This is a genomic window from Rhodopirellula sp. MGV (assembly GCF_002251265.1).
Taxonomy (GTDB): Bacteria; Planctomycetota; Planctomycetia; order Pirellulales; family Pirellulaceae; genus Stieleria; species Stieleria baltica_A.
On sequence record NZ_NPDI01000016.1, the window covers coordinates 1 to 15905 of the forward strand.

Here is a 15905-nt window from a genome sequence, read left to right on the forward strand (position 1 = left end):
CGGTCGGTTAGCCGGCCCACAATTCGCCATTGTTTTGATTGACCAGAGACAAGCTCTGATCGCTCAAAAGCGATCTCAATATCTGAACTCAACAGAAGTTTCACCACCAAATTGTCAATGATCGGTTTCGCTCATCAAGTCGTCGTGACTGGTTGTCGGCGACGTCTCTCGAACGATGAGCGGGATTGTTGCTGAGGATCGGCCGGTGGTCAACGGCTGATGAAGGAAATGTGTGAATTAATTGTTCGCGAGACGTGAATGCGAGGCCCTGTTTTGCGTTTTCTCTCGCGATTTACGGGGTTAGATCGCGGCTGATTTAATTTGCAAATGTTCAGCTGATGGACCATCCGAGCCCTGTTTTCCCACGCAAAACCCGTGAAACACCAAGTTTCACCAAACCGCAGCCCATTGCGGGCTTCTCCCAAGAGCGGCCGCCGGCGATCTGCGGCTGGAACGGACCCGCGAAGACACTTTTTTTCACTTTGGCGCAGCCTGATGATGAAGAAACTAAGTGTCCATGTCGAACTGGCCGTTTTTGTGGCTGTTTTGGGCGGTTTAATTGACGCTAGGCCCCGCCAATGCGCTGTCGGATCGGCTGTCTGATCGGACGTTTCGCACGTACGGCAGGCCCACGCAGGTGATCGTGTATTCGATCTCAAGGGAACAGAGGTCGATCGCTTGCGCGAGATCACTGATTGTCTCGCGAATAACCAACCCGCGAGCAGACGACGAACGGTCCCTGCTCGCGCCGGGATTCTCGTACCGCGATGCTCGCGGGCTAAACCGATCGAAGAGTCAGGATCGAAAGCTCCGGACGGCAATTGATCCTGACGAGGTGAACGCCGCCGAGACCGCGCGAGACCTGAAGCGTGGTTGGGCGTTTGTAAAAACTACCCGAGGCGAATCGGCTGCCGTGCAGACTGGGGCTCAGAATCGGTCCCACGATCGGCAATCGCCCCTGTCCGCCATGGGTGTGTCCGGCAAGCATCAGATGAACTCCGTTGCGTCTGGCCCATGAGATTTGGTCGGGACTGTGGCTGAGGAGCAGTTTGAATTCCACGTCACAGTCGGGCACGACCGGACGCTCGAACCAGGGATACTCGTTGCCGATCACCAATGAAGGGACACCCCGAAGTTTTCGCTGTGTCGTTTGTGATCCCAGATCGATCCATCCCGCCCGGTCCATCGCTTGGCGAGTCTCCCACGAATCGACAACGCGAGTGTCATGGTTGCCTAGGATGAAGAAGCAACCGTCGGGAGCTTGTGCGGGTGAAAAAATATCGAAGAGCCAATCAATGCAGGGTTGGGAATCGATGATGTCGCCGGTGATCGCAAACAGATCGGGACGCTCGCGAGTCGCCGCCTGGACCACATACCGGGCATAGTCGGCATGGATTTCGCCGGTCAAGTGGATGTCACTGAGATGTGCGATCCGGTATCCGTCGAGTTTCTTGGGAAGTCCCGGCACCGGAAGCTCGATCTGTTCGATTGATAGTTCCAGCAATTGATTGAGTGGCAGTTTGGCTTCGAACTGCGCCTTGGAGGTTAGCAGCAGAGGCGTTTTGACGGCACTCGCAACGTTGATGACTTTTCGCCGCCGCGTCGCCTTGGCCCATTCGATTCCAAAAATCGGTCGCCAAATTAACCAGGGGACGCCAAACAGAAACCACGTTGCCAAGCACATCCCGAAGTACGCCAATGTCCAAGACGACAGGTCAGACCAGCGGTCTTCGCCGCGAATGATCGCGTTGAGTGCTTGGTGTTGCGTCAGCAGAATCAGGGTGGGCAGCAGAAACGTATTGATGAAAAAGACTTTGACCCAGGTTTTGATCGTCTTTCGCTGCCAGCCGAGTGAGTTGACGCGATTGTAAATCGCGATATGCAGACCGCCATGCCCGACAAGGATCAGCAACAGCAGTACGTCATTCCACAGTCCACTCATTGGTGGCTATCCAACCCTTTGGGAGTCACAAACGTTGTCAGTCGGCAAGGTGTATGGGGGTCGAGTTCTTCTAACCAATGCGCTCGCGAATCACTTTCGAGGGCATCGGTTTCCGCCGCGATGACCGCGATCGCGGCGGTCGGCATCTGAATCACTTGCCCCGACAAAACCGACGCCACGATGCTGATTCCCGGATTGTGCCCAAGCACCATGACTTGCTTGTATGAACGATGCTCGCTGCTGATGGTCCACAGAATCGACTCGACATTGCTAAGGTACAAGCTGTCGAGAAAGTGAATTTCGGGTGCCTCTCCAAGCTCCGGCAACATCAAGTCGAGCGTTTCGCGGGTGCGTTGGCTCGTCGAACTGAGTACGATTTCGGGTTGCAAATCATTTTCAACCAGCCACCTGGCCATGCGTGGCGAATCACGTTGTCCGCGTGGGTTCAATGGCCGCTGGTGATCCGACAAAGACGGATCACCGTGCGAGCTCTTAGCATGTCGCATCAGAATCAAGCGGCTATCCATCGGTCGACCATCCAGCAGGTGTAGGGAGTGGAGCGTTGTTTCGTCAAAACGTCCGGATCCGTCGGTCTGACGATGCACTCACCTTATCTGCGTTTGTGCAGAATTGGCTTTAGCAAAAACGTTGATCGCGCGTTCTGGGACGATTGTGCGTGTCATTAGACCTTTGGCGAACGGTCGCGTCGAATGACTTGATCGGCGGCACGTGTCCCACGATCAAAGGCTTCTTCCATCAAGGCCACGCCACTCAAGTCACTGGCGGCGAAATGGATTCTGCCTAGCGACTGCGCAGCCTGTTGACGAGCACCTCCCCAGATAAACCCCGTGCGAGGCTGGATCATCGCATGCCCCCAACGCATCACGTCAATCCGCTCGATCAGTGCCGCAATGTCCGGATGGGCTCGCAATAAGTCGGATGTAACGACCTGCGCCCAATCGTCCCAAGTGAGTCGCATGAGTTCTTGGCGGGAGACCCGCGGGTCGTCATCGGTCAGCGGACGATACCAAGTGATCACCGTTGGGCCGTGGTCGATTCCACTTTGATGTGTCGACGTGACATACCCGAGCGATGCCCCGCCGGAAATCACATTGTCCCAGCACATCGCGACATTCGATTCTCGAGGGCGATCGCTTAGCAAGACATTCGCGACGACCCAGCCACCGTAGCGAAATGACGAGACATCCCGTTGGCTCTGTTCGAATGGTGCGATCAAACGTCGGGCCAGAAACTGAGGTGCGGCAAAGATAACGTCGTCAGCAAGAAACTGTTGCGTTTGCTCGGTCGACGCACCGAAGGCTGTTGTTAACAGCTCTTGCCGGGACGTGAGTTCAATCTTGGTGACCACTTGCTCGCATTTGATTTGTGCTTGCAGTGATTTGGCGAGATGATCGACGATGTGGCCATTTCCTTCAGGCCATGTGATCACGGCTTGAGTCTCTGTTTCGCCCTGTCGCCATCGCGAGGCAAAATAAAACACGCCTGCCCAAGCGCTCGTTTGCTCGGCGGTTAGTCCATAGTCGTCGCGGCAACCGTAATCGACCAGCCAACGCAACGCGGGGGCGTTGTAGCCTTGGGAGTTCATCCACTCGGCCATTGAGATGCGATCGAGTGCGCGAACTTGTTCGTCATCCGAGCCTTGTGACATCGGAATCGCAAACAGGCGACGGCCCTGTCGATCTTTCCCAAAAGCGAAGTCACGCATCTGGGTTTGGAATCGTGCCAGTTGCTGACGGGTTTCGGCTGACGGGATAGGGTCAGGGAGCAAGCCATAGATCCAGCGACCGTTTCCGTCAGCTGGATTGTCAACGAAAACGCGTTCATGTGGGTCACGACAGAGTGCCGTCTCGGACACAATCGGCTCGCCTTCTTCGGCGCTTCCGACGACGACGCCCATTTCGCGGAACAGATCGATCAGTCGATCATTTTCCGGCATCGGGACTGGCACATAGTGGGCAGCCCAGGGAAAACGAAAGTCACCGAACCTGCCCGATCGTGCCGTGCCGCCGATTGTCTTGTCGAGTTCTAGAATGACGAAGTCATCGATGCCATGGCGTTTCAGTTGCCATGCGGCCGAAAGTCCGGCGATGCCACCGCCGACGATCACGACGCGGTGCCGTGACGGATTGCGTGTCGGTTCGGGCGGACGCCAGCCGTCGCGGAGCCGGTGAATCACCGAAAAATCAGGATTCAGCAACCGCCCATCGATTTGCCGGGGCGACCAACCACAGCCGACCAAACCTGCAATCGGAACGCCGGCCAGCCAAGCGAGCAGTTCACGTCGGCTGTAAAAATGGCGTTCGGATTCAGGCATTGTCTCGGTCAGGGTGATTGCGGGATGAACTGTATCGCGTCGGCGACAACATAGCCATCCGCGTTGGCGTTGCTGATCTGGACGACCGCCGATTGCTCAAAAGCATAGACGCCCAGCGATTGCACGCCCTTTGATTTAGAGGCACGCTGATTGACCAATTGTTGTTGGACGATACCGTCTCGGTCGGTGATGGTGACTGGGGTTCGCGTCGAGCGATTGGGGAACGGCGGCCAACGCAAGAACACTTCATATTCTCCAGGCTTCGGTAACTCGACCGTGTAGGTCGCAACGCAATCGCCTTGTTGTTCGTTGTTGTCATGCAAGTAGTCATACCCAACACGCGGTGACGATGAATTGCTGCTGACCCAAGTACCGGTCGTTTCGCAATCGGAGTTGTCGACGACGATCCCTTGCAGGTCTTTGGCATCGATGCCGAGTGACTTCGGCGGCCCGGTGTAGTGGAGGACCTGTTTGTCCGCTGCCAGCTGTTGTGCAAGGGCTTGATAGTCGATTACTTGGACGGCAACGCCTTTTTCGATGGCTTGTGCCGCTGCCGTCGCGGCAGATTGGCCGAGCACCATAAAAACCGGTTCCATTCGGATTGAACCGAACGCGATGTGCGATGCGGAAAGGCAGACGGGGACGAGCAAGTTACTCACTTGGTCACGCCGGGGGACGATCGAGCGATAGCTGATTCCGTACGGTGGAAAGCCGCCGACCTGCACGTCACCTTCGTTGCGAACGTGACCTTCGTCGTCAACGTACCGTTGTTGATTGTGTGAATCCATGGTGTAGGCAGCCAAGCCGACCGGGTCGTCGACCGCTTCACCTTGACAGTTCTTTTGCGTCATCACGTAGTCGCTGACCATCCGCCTGGCTTCACGGATATAGAGTTGGTCCTGCCAGCCTTCGCCGTCGGTGAACTCGTCTTTGCAGGTTCCCCAACGCGAGACTTCGCGGCGAATGTTTGCAGGGACGCGTGGATGGTTAGCCAGCGTCCACATCAACCCTTGTTGGTATCGGCGATGTTCGTCAATGATTTCCTGGCGACGTTGATAGCTGGCTTCGGGGTAATCATAGTTTTGGCCAATAAAGTCTGTCGAAAAACCAGTGCGATTGTTGGTGTCCGTTTTGCGATTCGGCATCGCGGAGTTGATCCAGGGAACACTTTTTTCACCCGCTTCAAAGTTGCGGAGCAGTAATTCGTACCACTTCTCGTTGTAGCTGTCAGGCTTTTGGAACGGGATGCGGTTCTCCGGGTGATCGGTCAGGCACATGCGAAAACAGTAAGCCTGTATGCGTTCGTCCGCCTCGCCATCTGCACCGGGGCCGGTGGGATCGATGTGGGGAAGCAAACCGCTGGACGGATCTCCCGGCGAGACGTAGGGATCGATTCCGGGATAGAGCTGATGAGATCGGGCGTGTCGTGTTTGCACGCCGTTGAGTGTTTCGCCATACGTGGTATTCGCCTCGCGTCCGATTGTGAAGCTGACCCCAGCGGTGGCCATCAAGTCACCTTCGTATGTCGCATCGAGAAACATTTTGCCGCGATAGATTTCCCCGGTTTCCATCCGGATCGCCAAAATCTTGGCGGGCTTACTGCGAGTCATCGTCACGGCAGAGCGGTCGAGGCGTTTGCCATAGACCACTGGTATCTGATCGCGTTCGATCCACTGTTGGTAGACCGTCGACGCGGCACTTGGCTCGAAAGTCCACATCGCCGATTCGCCGCTGGCAGTCGTGGATTGGCCACCGCTGCGGTACTGGTCAGGGCGCTGCCAGTCCCATGTGTGTTGGGGGATTGGTAATAAGTGGCGATGTCCTCATAGAACTCGCGGGCGATCCCACCGATGGCTGATTTATTCCCGATATCGGTTTGACCAAGCCCTCCGGTGGTCAGTCCGCCGACACGATCGCTCGGTTCGATCACGATTACCGACAGCCCCAGACGTTTGGCGGCGACGGCAGCCGCAATTCCCGAGGACGTCCCGCCGTAGATCACCAAGTCAACGGACCGCGGAGGTTGCTGGGGGGCGTCTTGTGCTTCGACGCTAGCCGGTCTGCCGACTGTCAACGCAACTGCTGTCGTGACAACAAAGATCCGTTTGATCGTGCGAGAGAGAAGGGGCGTCTGGGAGGAGTTCATCGCAATCCGGTGGGAATCGAAGGGGCGGGGTGGGAGGCACCCATCTAATCGATTCCGCTTCCCGATCAGCTATCGATTTCGAAGCGGATGCCGCCGACCATCGCAGCGCAAACGTTGTAGATCAGTCCCAGGACGATCCCACCGATCAAGCCCCCGACACCATAAGCGATTGGCATGATGATCGCAGCGAATGCGCCACCGACAAATCCCATCGCGGTGTCACCGCTGCTGACCGCACCAGCGATTGCGAAGAGTGCCATGACCATACCAGCGAGCAATCCGATGATTGCATACATGACGCCGAAAATCATTCCGACTGACATGATGTCGACCTTTCGCAGGACAATCGAACTGCTGCTGGTAGCAGAGGTGGTTTGATAGGACGAAGTGGGGGCGTCAAAAGGGTTGGAGGATGACATGCGATTTGGTGTGTGAGTGGTAAAAGACGGGCGGCCAAGTCCTGCCAGGATACGACAAGGCCGACGATGCGGACATTTTTGTCATTCGTTTTCGGAAGAACGCGAAGATTGCACCAAATTCGCCCGGCCGACCAAGAGTGGATCGACCATTCCAATCCTGGCCATGTCACGATTTTTGTATGGAATCGACCCAAGCACAAATCGCATCGCGTTCAAACGTGCACGTTTCTTGCAATCGGACTTGACCACTGTCCAGGGTGCATCGTACGTGTCGGAGTAAAAGAACATCGCTTCCTTGGCACGCGTGTACTCGTCCCATTTATCCAGCGAAGCCATGTCGACGGGCGAGAGTTTCCATTGTTTGAGCGGGTGGACCTCGCGTTCTTTGAAACGACGCCGTTGCTCTTTCTGGCTAACAGAGAACCAGAACTTGATGAGTCGAATTCCGCTGCGGACGAGGTTGCGTTCAAAGTCGGGCACCTGCCGCATGAACTCTTCATATTCTTCGTCGCTGCAGAAGCCCATGACACGTTCGACGCCGGCACGGTTGTACCAACTGCGGTCGAACATCACGATTTCGCCCGCGGTCGGAAGGTGTTCGACGTAACGTTGGAAATACCACTGTCCACGTTCGGTTTCGCTGGGTTTTTCCAGAGCGACGACCCGAGCACCACGGGGGTTGAGATGTTCCATGAACCGCTTGATGGTACCACCTTTCCCGGCCGCATCTCGGCCTTCGAAAAGCAGAATGACTTTCTCGCCATTCTCTTTGACCCAGGCCTGGAGCTTCAGCAGTTCGACTTGAAGCAGGTACTTTTGCTTTTCATAGTTCTTGCGCGACATCAAGTTGCGGTACGGATAAGCTCCGTCACGCCAACCTTCGGAGAGCTGATCATCGGCACTGATTTTGCCGCGGGCCCGTTTGCCGGTGGAATGTTTCAGCAAGGCGCCACGCAGCACCGCGGCGTCTTCTGGCGAAGCACCATCGATGATCGTCTCCAGGGTCCTTGCCAAAGTATGGACATCATGCGGCGGCGTTTTATCGATGATGTCACGGACCGCAGAAATCTTGCTTTCTTGGGCCGCCTTGGTCGCTTCATTGACGACGTGTGACTGTACGCCATCAGCGGTAAGCGTCGGGGCAACGTCGCCATCGTTTGCGAGGCGGCGAGAACGCGAAGGCGTGGCTTTCTTCGAGGGGGCTTTCTTCTTTTTCGTTCCCTTGGCGACTCTGCCAGAGGACGAAGTCTTGCGAGAGGGTTGCGAAGGCATGGCGTTTTGACGTGCTGACTAGATAAAAAACGGCGGCGAAACCGCCGTTCAATTCTAGCCGTTCAGTAGCACGAGGATTGAAACGCCAATGCTGTGGTTCACTTTGCGCCCGTAGTCTACGAGTACTGCAACGGTCGTAGTGGCTGTGTCGCTGGTGCGGAGTTTGGATCAGCGAGGGTGTACGAGTCCAGGGTGTCACGAGGCGTGACACCCTGGCACGTGCGAACAGCACAAAGCGCGAAGACGCCGTGGTTACTTGGCGTCGGCAGTGACGCCTTTCCAGTCGTCGGTACGGAACGGAGTCATTGGCAAGCCTTCTTGACTTTGTACGTTGCAGATCGGGTTGTCGGCCCAAGCATAGCGGACCGCAGCAGGTGCCGAGACTTTGTCGCTGGAGACCACCACGGTGTCTTTTCCGGTGATCTTGGCTTCGGCTTGCACGAAGGACTTGTCTTCGCCTGCGATCGTGAAACCGATGACATCGCGCACATCGAAGGTATCGAGTCCACCGCCGACATGGTCAAACTTTAAAGTCACTTGATCACCGTCGACGGACATCGATTCGTACGTCGGACTGCGGTAGGGAATGTCGTACCCGTAGTTTTTCGCGAGCGCCCATCGTGCCAGTCGTTTGCCGACGTCTTGTTTGTTTTTGGGGTGAATGTCAGACGCTTCGCCAAGCTCGATGATGACCGCTTCACCAGTGTTTTCCAGTTTGTCCATCGTCATCGTTTGTGCTTCACGAAGTTCCGCCCAAGCACTGTTGGTGGGCTCATCCCGTTCGGCCATAAAATCGGCGAGTTGGACCCAATAGAACGAGAAATCGTCCTGTTTCCATTCGTCACGCCAGTGCTGGATCATCAAAGGGAAGAGCTCACGGTATTGATAGGCGCGGCCCGCGTTGGATTCACCTTGGTACCAAACGACGCCTTCGATCGTGTAGCCGATGATCGGATACAGCACGCCGTTGTACAGGTTGGCCGGACGATGTTGACCGGTCAGCGGGTTACGTGGATTGTTGGGGCGAGGGCCGTTTTTTTGATCACGCCACTTGGCCAAATTCTCTTGGAACTTTTTGACCTCGGCGTCATGGTCGTAAGTCGCTTCGGTGTGTTCCCATCGTGCCATCAATTCGTCGAAGTTGTCGTTGGCTTCCAACAGGTCACGTTTGACCCACGCCTCGGCTGATGACCCGCCCCAGGCGTTGTCGATCAGGCCTACGGGGACATCAAGTGTTTGGTGTAGTTGGCGACCAAAGAAGTATCCGACGCCGGAAAACTGCTTGACTGTCTCTGGTGTGCAGGCTTGCCATCGGCCATCGAAGCTTTGTTGAGGTTCTTGGACGCCGACTTGAGGGACGGAGATTAAACGGATGTTCGGATAGTTTGCGGAAAGCGATTCGAGGTCAGCATCGTTTGATTGCTGAACCGACCAGCCCATATTGGACTGACCGCTACAGACCCAAACTTCCCCGATCAAAACATCGCTGTACGTGACACTGTCGTCGCCGGCGTTGATGGTCAATTCGAATGGACCGCCAGCGGGCAGCTTGGGAAGTTCGACGTCAAAGCGGCCGCTCTCGTCAGTTTTCGTGTTGGCTGTCGCATCGGCTAGTTTGACTTCGACCGAAGAACCTGCATCGGCCCAGCCCCAGACGTGGATGGGTTTGTTTCGTTGCAGCACCATGGAATCGCCAAACACGGCGCTGGTGCGTATTTCCGCGGAACATTGCGAAGCGAACGCGGCGAGAAGTAAGAAGGCAAGACCGGTGAGTCTCATCTCGGTGGCTCCTTGGTGGGAATAAGTAGGAATAAGGAAGGAGCTTCTTATGATAGCCATCTCGATCCGCGAATGTTGTTGCCGACCGGGTTCGTTGCCTAAGCGATACGTTTGTGGATAAGTTACCTGCAAACCGCTGATGCCAACGACTCGTCCGAAGTCCACGATTCAGTGGCCATTGCAAGCGGCAAATTACAACCGATTCCGATCGACAGTACAAATGAGTAAAGAACCTGAATTGCCTCCACCGCTGGATGTGGTTGCCGTGGGGGCGCACCCGGATGATGTTGAGGTCGCGTGTGGAGGGACGCTGGCAAAGTTGGCTGGCCAAGGTTATCGGGTTGGAATTATCGACCTGACGGATGGGGAACCGACGCCGTTTTCGAAAGGCCCCGAGTCGCGGTTTCTGGAAGCGACGCAGGCGGCGAAAGCATTGGGCGTCTGCTACCGAATCCAAATGGATTTGCCCAACCGACAGTTGTTTGATTGTTTTGAAGCACGCGTCGAACTGGCAAAAATCTTTCGCATGACCCGTCCACGAGTCGTGATCGGTTTCGGCGACAAGTCACCGATGGCTTCGCCCGACCATCATCAAGCGATGTTGTTGACCGATGCGGCGGTGTTCTACAGTCGCTTGTCCAAATGGGACGAGCAATTCGATCATTATCCGCCACACGTTATCAGTCGGCAGCTGTATTTTCGGCTTGCGCTCGAGCCGATGAATATCGCCGGCAACCCGTACCATACTTTGATCGACATCAGCGATACGTTGGAACGAAAGCTTGCGTCAATCCGTTGCTACGGAAGCCAGTTCGATCACAAGCGACAGATCGAAGACCGGGTTCGTGCGGCAGCGGTCATGGCGGGTTCGATCGCCGGCGTCGCCGCGGCAGAACCGTTTGCCGCCGCGCGTCCGTTCGCAACCGACGACTTTTTCGGGGCAGTCGGATTGGATGTGGATCCGACGATGGGAACCGATCCGTCGGACGTCCGTGAATTGACGCTGCGGCACTGGTCGACCGGATTGGGAAAGGCAACCAAGCAGCATACGCCAACGACTGAACGTTAGCCGTTTAGTCACGATAAGGCCGACTGAGAAATTTCGAATCGGCATCGATGAAACGAAGCTTTCGATGTTGGGCTTTGCTGATGCCAATTCGCGGCGTTGCGACAATACGCCTTTTTTGCGGTGGCCCCAAATCGAAGAATCCCAAGTCCGGGTCGGTGACGAAGCAGCGTCCGTCATCGCGTCGATCGATCCCCAGAGCTTGGCACAGCATCGCAGGGCCGGTGGTTAACCGGCGTCGTTCGGTGTGCCCACGCAGTTCTCCCATCAGCCCACGTCGTTCGCACATCATTTCGAGCCCCCACAGCGGTTCGATGGCACGGATCAGCACGGCCGCACCGATGCCAGTGTCTTCGGTGACTGCGTTCAAACAATGCTTCGCATGGATGGGGTAGACATACATCACGCCGGGACGATCAAACATCGACGCGTTGCTGGCGGTCTTGCCACGGGCGGAGTGACTGGCCGGATCACCCGAATGAAGATAGGCTTCCGTTTCGACGATGACCCCGCCGACCCACGTTTGCCGCACGCGGTGCGCAATCGCTTTGCCGATTAAGTCTTGCGCAACGTTGGCGGTGTGATTTTGATAAAACGCCGGAGGCAGGCGTTTGGCTTGATCGATCGGAAACGTCATCGATGCAATCACGCTGGCAGACAACAGGTTGATGAATTTCAAAACACAAGGTTCTAAACCACAAACGTATCGGGCACGTTGGTTGTTTCCAATGGTCAGCCCGCCGATTGAAAACGCGTTGATCACGTTTGTCGAGGGAACGATAGTCGAAATTAAACCGGCTGGTACCGATCCGGTGCAGGCGATCGACTTGGGGGATGTCGCGGTATTGCCAAAGCTGGTTAACGCGCACACGCACCTGGAGTTTTCCGATTGCGAGTCCCCCATTGGCACGCCGGGGATCGCGCTGGCGGATTGGATCGGCGAAGTCATGCGTGCTCGTGGGCAGACGGACTTGGCCGCGCGACAAGCAAACATTGCCAAAGGTCTGGCCGAATCGGTCGCGGGCGGAGTCGGGTTGATTGCCGATATCGCGACCACGCCGTCAACTTACCCGCCGCTTGAGGATTTCGCGGTGCAGGGAAATCCGGTTCGCATCGTCTCGTTTGCCGAAATACTGGGGCTTTCGTCCGAGCGGGGTGACGAACGATTTCAATCGGCGGTCCGGCATTGTGATTCGCTCGATCGTCAGGGCGATCGGTGCCAACCGGCGATCAGTCCCCATGCGCCCTATTCGACACCGATCGACTTGGTGCGGCGCGGCGTCGAGTTGGCCTCGCATTCCGCCGACGGAATGCTGGTGGCGATGCATCTTGCCGAGTCGCCGGAGGAGCGAGAGCTATTGGCAAACGGCACCGGACGATTTGCCGAGGTGTTGAAGAACGCTGGGCTTTGGCGTGACGGCTTGTTTCCAGTATCAGCGACGGAACCGATACTGGAATATCTGCGAATCTTGGCATCCGCGCCGCGATCACTTGCGGTCCATGGAAATGATTTCAGAGCCGACGAGATCGATTTTTTGGCACAAAATCCGTCGATCAGTGTGGTGTATTGTCCACGAACACATGCGTTTTTCGGCTACGACGTACACCCGGTTGATCGGTTGTTACGATCTGGGGTTCGCGTCGCGTTGGGGACCGATTCAAGAGCCAGCAACCCTGACCTGAGTCTTTGGGAGGAGTTGCGATTTTTGCTAAATCGGCGGCAAGACTTGGATCCAATCCGGGTATTAGAGATGGCCACCATCATGGGGGCGGAAGCGATCGGCATGGATCAGAGTTCAGGCGTGAATCAAACGTTTGGGCGGATCGAAGCTGGGAATTCCGGAGTCGGGTCTCTGTTTTTGGTCCCCACCCGGGCAGCGACACTCAACGGGGTCTACGCAGATTTCGCACGGACGGAGACTTCGCAATTGCGTTTTTGCACTGCAACAGATCCGATTGCCGGCCATAATGGGGCAGGGTGATCGAAAGCCCAAACGCTGTTTCAAATTCGAACATTCAACCATCAGCTCGCAAATGTACCTTCGCCTTGCGTCACGATTTCTTTTCGAGACCGACAAACGATTGCTTGCCAAGGCAGTCTGGACGCTCGGGGTGAAGGGGTTGTTGAGCGTCCACAAGCACAAACGGCGATTGAAACGCGGGGAATTCTTCCCGCCGTTTCTGTACATGTCGGTGATCAACAGTTGCAACTTGCGTTGTCAGGGTTGCTGGGTCGATGTGTCGGCAAAGCAGCACAAGATCGAATTGGACGCCGCCAACGAAACGATTCGTCAAGCCAAGGCGATGGGCAATAGCTTCTTTGGCATCTTGGGCGGCGAGCCGTTCATGCACAAAGACTTGCTCGAGATTTTTGAGCAGAACCGCGACGTTTACTTTCAGGTCTTCACCAATGGGCACTTTATCACCGACGATGTTGCGTCGCGATTGAAAGAATGCGGGAACGTCACACCGTTGATTAGCGTCGAGGGGACGGAGATTATCAGCGATGAACGTCGCGGCCGTGGTGGCGTTTACAACCAGACGATGAAAGGTTTGGAAACGGCGCTGAAGCACAATTTGCTGGTTGGCGTGTGTACGAGCGTTTGCAAGACCAACATCGATGATCTCGTCAACGACGCCTGGGTCGATCGATTGATCGAAATGGGCGTGATGTACTGCTGGTTCCATATCTATCGGCCTGTTGGGCCGGAACCGAACCCGCAATTGGCACTCAGTAGTGAAGAGCAAAAGCGTGTTCGTCAATTCGTCGTCGACACCCGTGCGACCAAGCCCATCATCGTGATTGACGCGTATCATGACGACGCGGGAAACGCACTTTGCCCTGCGGCGACTGGATTCACGCACCATATCGGACCGAAAGGCGATATCGAACCATGCCCAGTGATCCAGTTGGCGACCGAGTCAATTCATGACGATCGACCGTTGGCAGAAACGTTTAACAACTCGGCGTTTTTGAAAGACTTCCGCGAACTGACCGCACAACACACGCGTGGTTGCGTGATCATGGAGCGGCCCGATTTGTTGGTCGAACTCGCCGAAAAGCATGGCGCCCGTGACACCACGATTCGCAATGAGGTAATGCGGGAACTCGACCACGTGACGCCGCGGCGAAGTCAATTCCAACCGGGCGACGAGATCCCAGAACGAAGCTTTGTTTATCGCTGGGCCAAGAAGTACGCCTTCAACGATTTCGGGACCTACACGCGGCACTTTGATGTGTCCAACTATCGTGACCCCGACAAGGATGCGCCAGCGGGTGCGTCGCACTCGGCTGGCGCAGACAACGTCAAAGTGGTCCAGTTGCAAGTCAACCGGACCGACGAGTCATAGCGTTCGCTTAAGAGCGATCAGCACCTTGGGCCAATGTCAGGTTGTCACGGTGGACGACCGATTCGTGCGGGCTGTGTCCTAGGATGCCGCCGATCATATCGCTGATCTTGCCTTGAATTTTGCGGATTTCACCGGACGGGTAATTCGACAATCCGCGCGCGACTTCCTCGCCAGACTTGTCAGTGATGATCACGACGGTGCCTTCGTCGAATTCGCCAACCACCTCGGTGATGCCGATCGCCAGCAAGCTTCCACCATCGTGGCGGAGTGCTTCGGCGGCACCGTCATCGATCACGAGACGGCCTTCGACTTCGGCGGAAGCGCTAATCCAGCGTCGGCGTCCGCGGAGCGTCTTGCGGCACGGCAAAAACAGGGTCCCGATGTTTTCACCCTCAAGGACTTTTTCGAGGACATCGTCGTCGCGTCCGGGGCCGATGATGACCGAATGCCCATGCGAAGTCGCCAGTTGTGCGGCAAGTAATTTGCTGGACATGCCGCCTTTGCTGAGTGAGCTTTTTTTGTCTTTGGCGAATGCCATGATGTCATCATCGAGCGTTTCGACGATGTCGATTTTTTTGCTGCCCTCAGCGTCTGGAGGGCCATCAAACAATCCGTCCACGTCCGACAGGATGACAAGCAGAGACGTTTCCAGAAGTCCAGCGACTTGTGCGGCAAGGCGGTCATTGTCGCCGAATGTCGTCATTAATTCCGCGACCGCCACGGAGTCGTTTTCGTTGACGATGGCGATCGCGCCGAGTTCATCGATCCAATTAAGCGCGTTGCGAACGTTGAGGTAGCCTTCGCGTGACTGTAAATCGTTGCGTGTTAGCAATACCTGGGCGGCGTGGCGTCCACGCTGAGAAATGGCGCCTTCGTAGGCTTGGATCAAATCGGCTTGACCGATAGCCGCCACGGCCTGAAGTTGCCCCAGGTCGGTAGGGCGATGGTCGAGTCCTAATTTACCCATTCCGGCGCCAACTGCACCGCTACTGACGATAATGGTTTGTCGACCAGACTCGGCAATTCTGCAAAGGCCTCTGGAAAGGCACTCGATGCGATGGAGGTCAAGTTTTCCGTTGCTGTCGGTTAGCACTCGGGTGCCGACTTTTACAACAACACTTTCGGCGGACTGGATGGCGTTTTGCCGTTGATCGAAGGATTCGATGGACACGTTTGCTGGGGGGCAAGATCGAGAGTGGGGGGAATTCAAAGTTCCGACAAAATAATCCCTGCGGCGTAAATCGACCATCCGACAGTGTGGGGCAGAAGTTTTTGAAAAAACGCGACTTCCCACATGCGGGCGGTTCAACAAACGCGGTAGCTTCAGGACAATGGGGCTTCGAAAGCCCACGATAGATGCCTGTCTAGTCTTCGGTGCAAAAACACCAAACGCGTGTCAGGTTAAGCGGGGTTTCCGAAACGTTTTCGACATCCGTTTTTACAGGTTCGCCTGTTTCCCAGATTTGATTGACGAGCAAGTCCATTCAATGAGTGAGATCAATCACGAGTGCGGCGTCGCGGCGATTTACCATTTGTCCGGCCGCGGTCGCAGTCCCGTTTGCCCCGAGCAGGGGCCTCGCCAGATCTCTCGGTTG

11 protein-coding genes and 1 pseudogene are annotated in these 15905 nt (G+C 56.0%); 3 read left to right on the forward strand and 9 right to left on the reverse strand.

Annotated features, from left to right (window positions below; all coding sequences use genetic code 11):
• Positions 1 to 778: 778 nt before the first annotated feature.
• From CGZ80_RS05625 to CGZ80_RS05655, 7 genes and pseudogenes are all read right to left on the reverse strand, one after another.
• A complete protein-coding gene (locus CGZ80_RS05625; RefSeq protein WP_094412250.1) occupies positions 779 to 1942 on the reverse strand; it encodes a metallophosphoesterase in 1164 nt (387 codons plus the stop codon).
• A complete protein-coding gene (locus CGZ80_RS05630; RefSeq protein WP_094412252.1) occupies positions 1939 to 2547 on the reverse strand; it encodes a SixA phosphatase family protein in 609 nt (202 codons plus the stop codon). The genes CGZ80_RS05625 and CGZ80_RS05630 overlap by 4 nt, the downstream gene beginning before the upstream one ends.
• Before the next feature lie 77 nt (positions 2548 to 2624).
• Positions 2625 to 4277, reverse strand: coding sequence for a flavin monoamine oxidase family protein (locus CGZ80_RS05635; protein WP_094412254.1), 1653 nt, complete (start codon positions 4275 to 4277; stop codon positions 2625 to 2627).
• An 8-nt stretch (positions 4278 to 4285) separates the two neighbouring features.
• Positions 4286 to 6423, reverse strand: a pseudogene (locus CGZ80_RS05640) (FAD-dependent oxidoreductase).
• 65 nt (positions 6424 to 6488) lie between these two features.
• Positions 6489 to 6842, reverse strand: a complete 354-nt coding sequence (locus CGZ80_RS05645) for a hypothetical protein (protein WP_103296748.1) — start codon at positions 6840 to 6842, stop codon at positions 6489 to 6491.
• An 81-nt stretch (positions 6843 to 6923) separates the two neighbouring features.
• The gene (ppk2, locus tag CGZ80_RS28500) at positions 6924 to 8114 is read right to left on the reverse strand and encodes a polyphosphate kinase 2 (protein WP_094412258.1); all 1191 of its coding nucleotides are present in this window, start codon (positions 8112 to 8114) and stop codon (positions 6924 to 6926) included.
• 252 nt (positions 8115 to 8366) lie between these two features.
• Positions 8367 to 9893 carry a sialate O-acetylesterase gene (locus tag CGZ80_RS05655; protein WP_094412260.1) on the reverse strand — a complete coding sequence of 509 codons (1527 nt, stop codon included), beginning with the start codon at positions 9891 to 9893 and terminating at the stop codon, positions 8367 to 8369.
• A 220-nt stretch (positions 9894 to 10113) separates the two neighbouring features.
• On the opposite strand from CGZ80_RS05655, the gene CGZ80_RS05660 reads away from it, so the two are divergent.
• Positions 10114 to 10962, forward strand: a complete 849-nt coding sequence (locus CGZ80_RS05660) for a PIG-L family deacetylase (RefSeq protein WP_094412307.1) — start codon at positions 10114 to 10116, stop codon at positions 10960 to 10962.
• A 4-nt stretch (positions 10963 to 10966) separates the two neighbouring features.
• Here the strand turns inward: CGZ80_RS05660 and CGZ80_RS05665 are convergent, their stop codons facing one another.
• Positions 10967 to 11638, reverse strand: a complete 672-nt coding sequence (locus CGZ80_RS05665; protein WP_158222567.1) for a DNA-3-methyladenine glycosylase — start codon at positions 11636 to 11638, stop codon at positions 10967 to 10969.
• Between CGZ80_RS05665 and CGZ80_RS05670 the strand changes: the two genes are divergently transcribed.
• Positions 11628 to 12941: an amidohydrolase family protein gene (locus CGZ80_RS05670; protein ID WP_233148245.1), complete on the forward strand. Its 1314-nt coding sequence runs from the start codon at positions 11628 to 11630 to the stop codon at positions 12939 to 12941. The two genes, CGZ80_RS05665 and CGZ80_RS05670, sit on opposite strands and share 11 nt — an antisense overlap.
• 52 nt (positions 12942 to 12993) lie before the next feature.
• On the forward strand, positions 12994 to 14310 hold the full coding sequence (locus CGZ80_RS05675) for a radical SAM protein (RefSeq protein ID WP_094412313.1): 1317 nt from the start codon (positions 12994 to 12996) through the stop codon (positions 14308 to 14310).
• A gap of 7 nt (positions 14311 to 14317) precedes the next feature.
• Here the strand turns inward: CGZ80_RS05675 and proB are convergent, their stop codons facing one another.
• The gene (gene proB / locus CGZ80_RS05680) at positions 14318 to 15481 is read right to left on the reverse strand and encodes a glutamate 5-kinase (RefSeq protein ID WP_233148246.1); all 1164 of its coding nucleotides are present in this window, start codon (positions 15479 to 15481) and stop codon (positions 14318 to 14320) included.
• Between the last annotated feature and the right edge of the window lie 424 nt (positions 15482 to 15905).

Coding starts and splice junctions, on each gene's coding strand:
- CGZ80_RS05625 (WP_094412250.1), bottom strand. CDS start 1,942: ATGAGTGGACTGTGGAATGACGTACTGCTGTTGCTGATCCTTGTCGGG.
- CGZ80_RS05635 (WP_094412254.1), bottom strand. CDS start 4,277: ATGCCTGAATCCGAACGCCATTTTTACAGCCGACGTGAACTGCTCGCT.
- CGZ80_RS05645 (WP_103296748.1), bottom strand. CDS start 6,842: ATGTCATCCTCCAACCCTTTTGACGCCCCCACTTCGTCCTATCAAACC.
- ppk2 (WP_094412258.1), bottom strand. CDS start 8,114: ATGCCTTCGCAACCCTCTCGCAAGACTTCGTCCTCTGGCAGAGTCGCC.
- CGZ80_RS05655 (WP_094412260.1), bottom strand. CDS start 9,893: ATGAGACTCACCGGTCTTGCCTTCTTACTTCTCGCCGCGTTCGCTTCG.
- CGZ80_RS05660 (WP_094412307.1), top strand. CDS start 10,114: ATGAGTAAAGAACCTGAATTGCCTCCACCGCTGGATGTGGTTGCCGTG.
- CGZ80_RS05670 (WP_233148245.1), top strand. CDS start 11,628: ATGAATTTCAAAACACAAGGTTCTAAACCACAAACGTATCGGGCACGT.
- CGZ80_RS05675 (WP_094412313.1), top strand. CDS start 12,994: ATGTACCTTCGCCTTGCGTCACGATTTCTTTTCGAGACCGACAAACGA.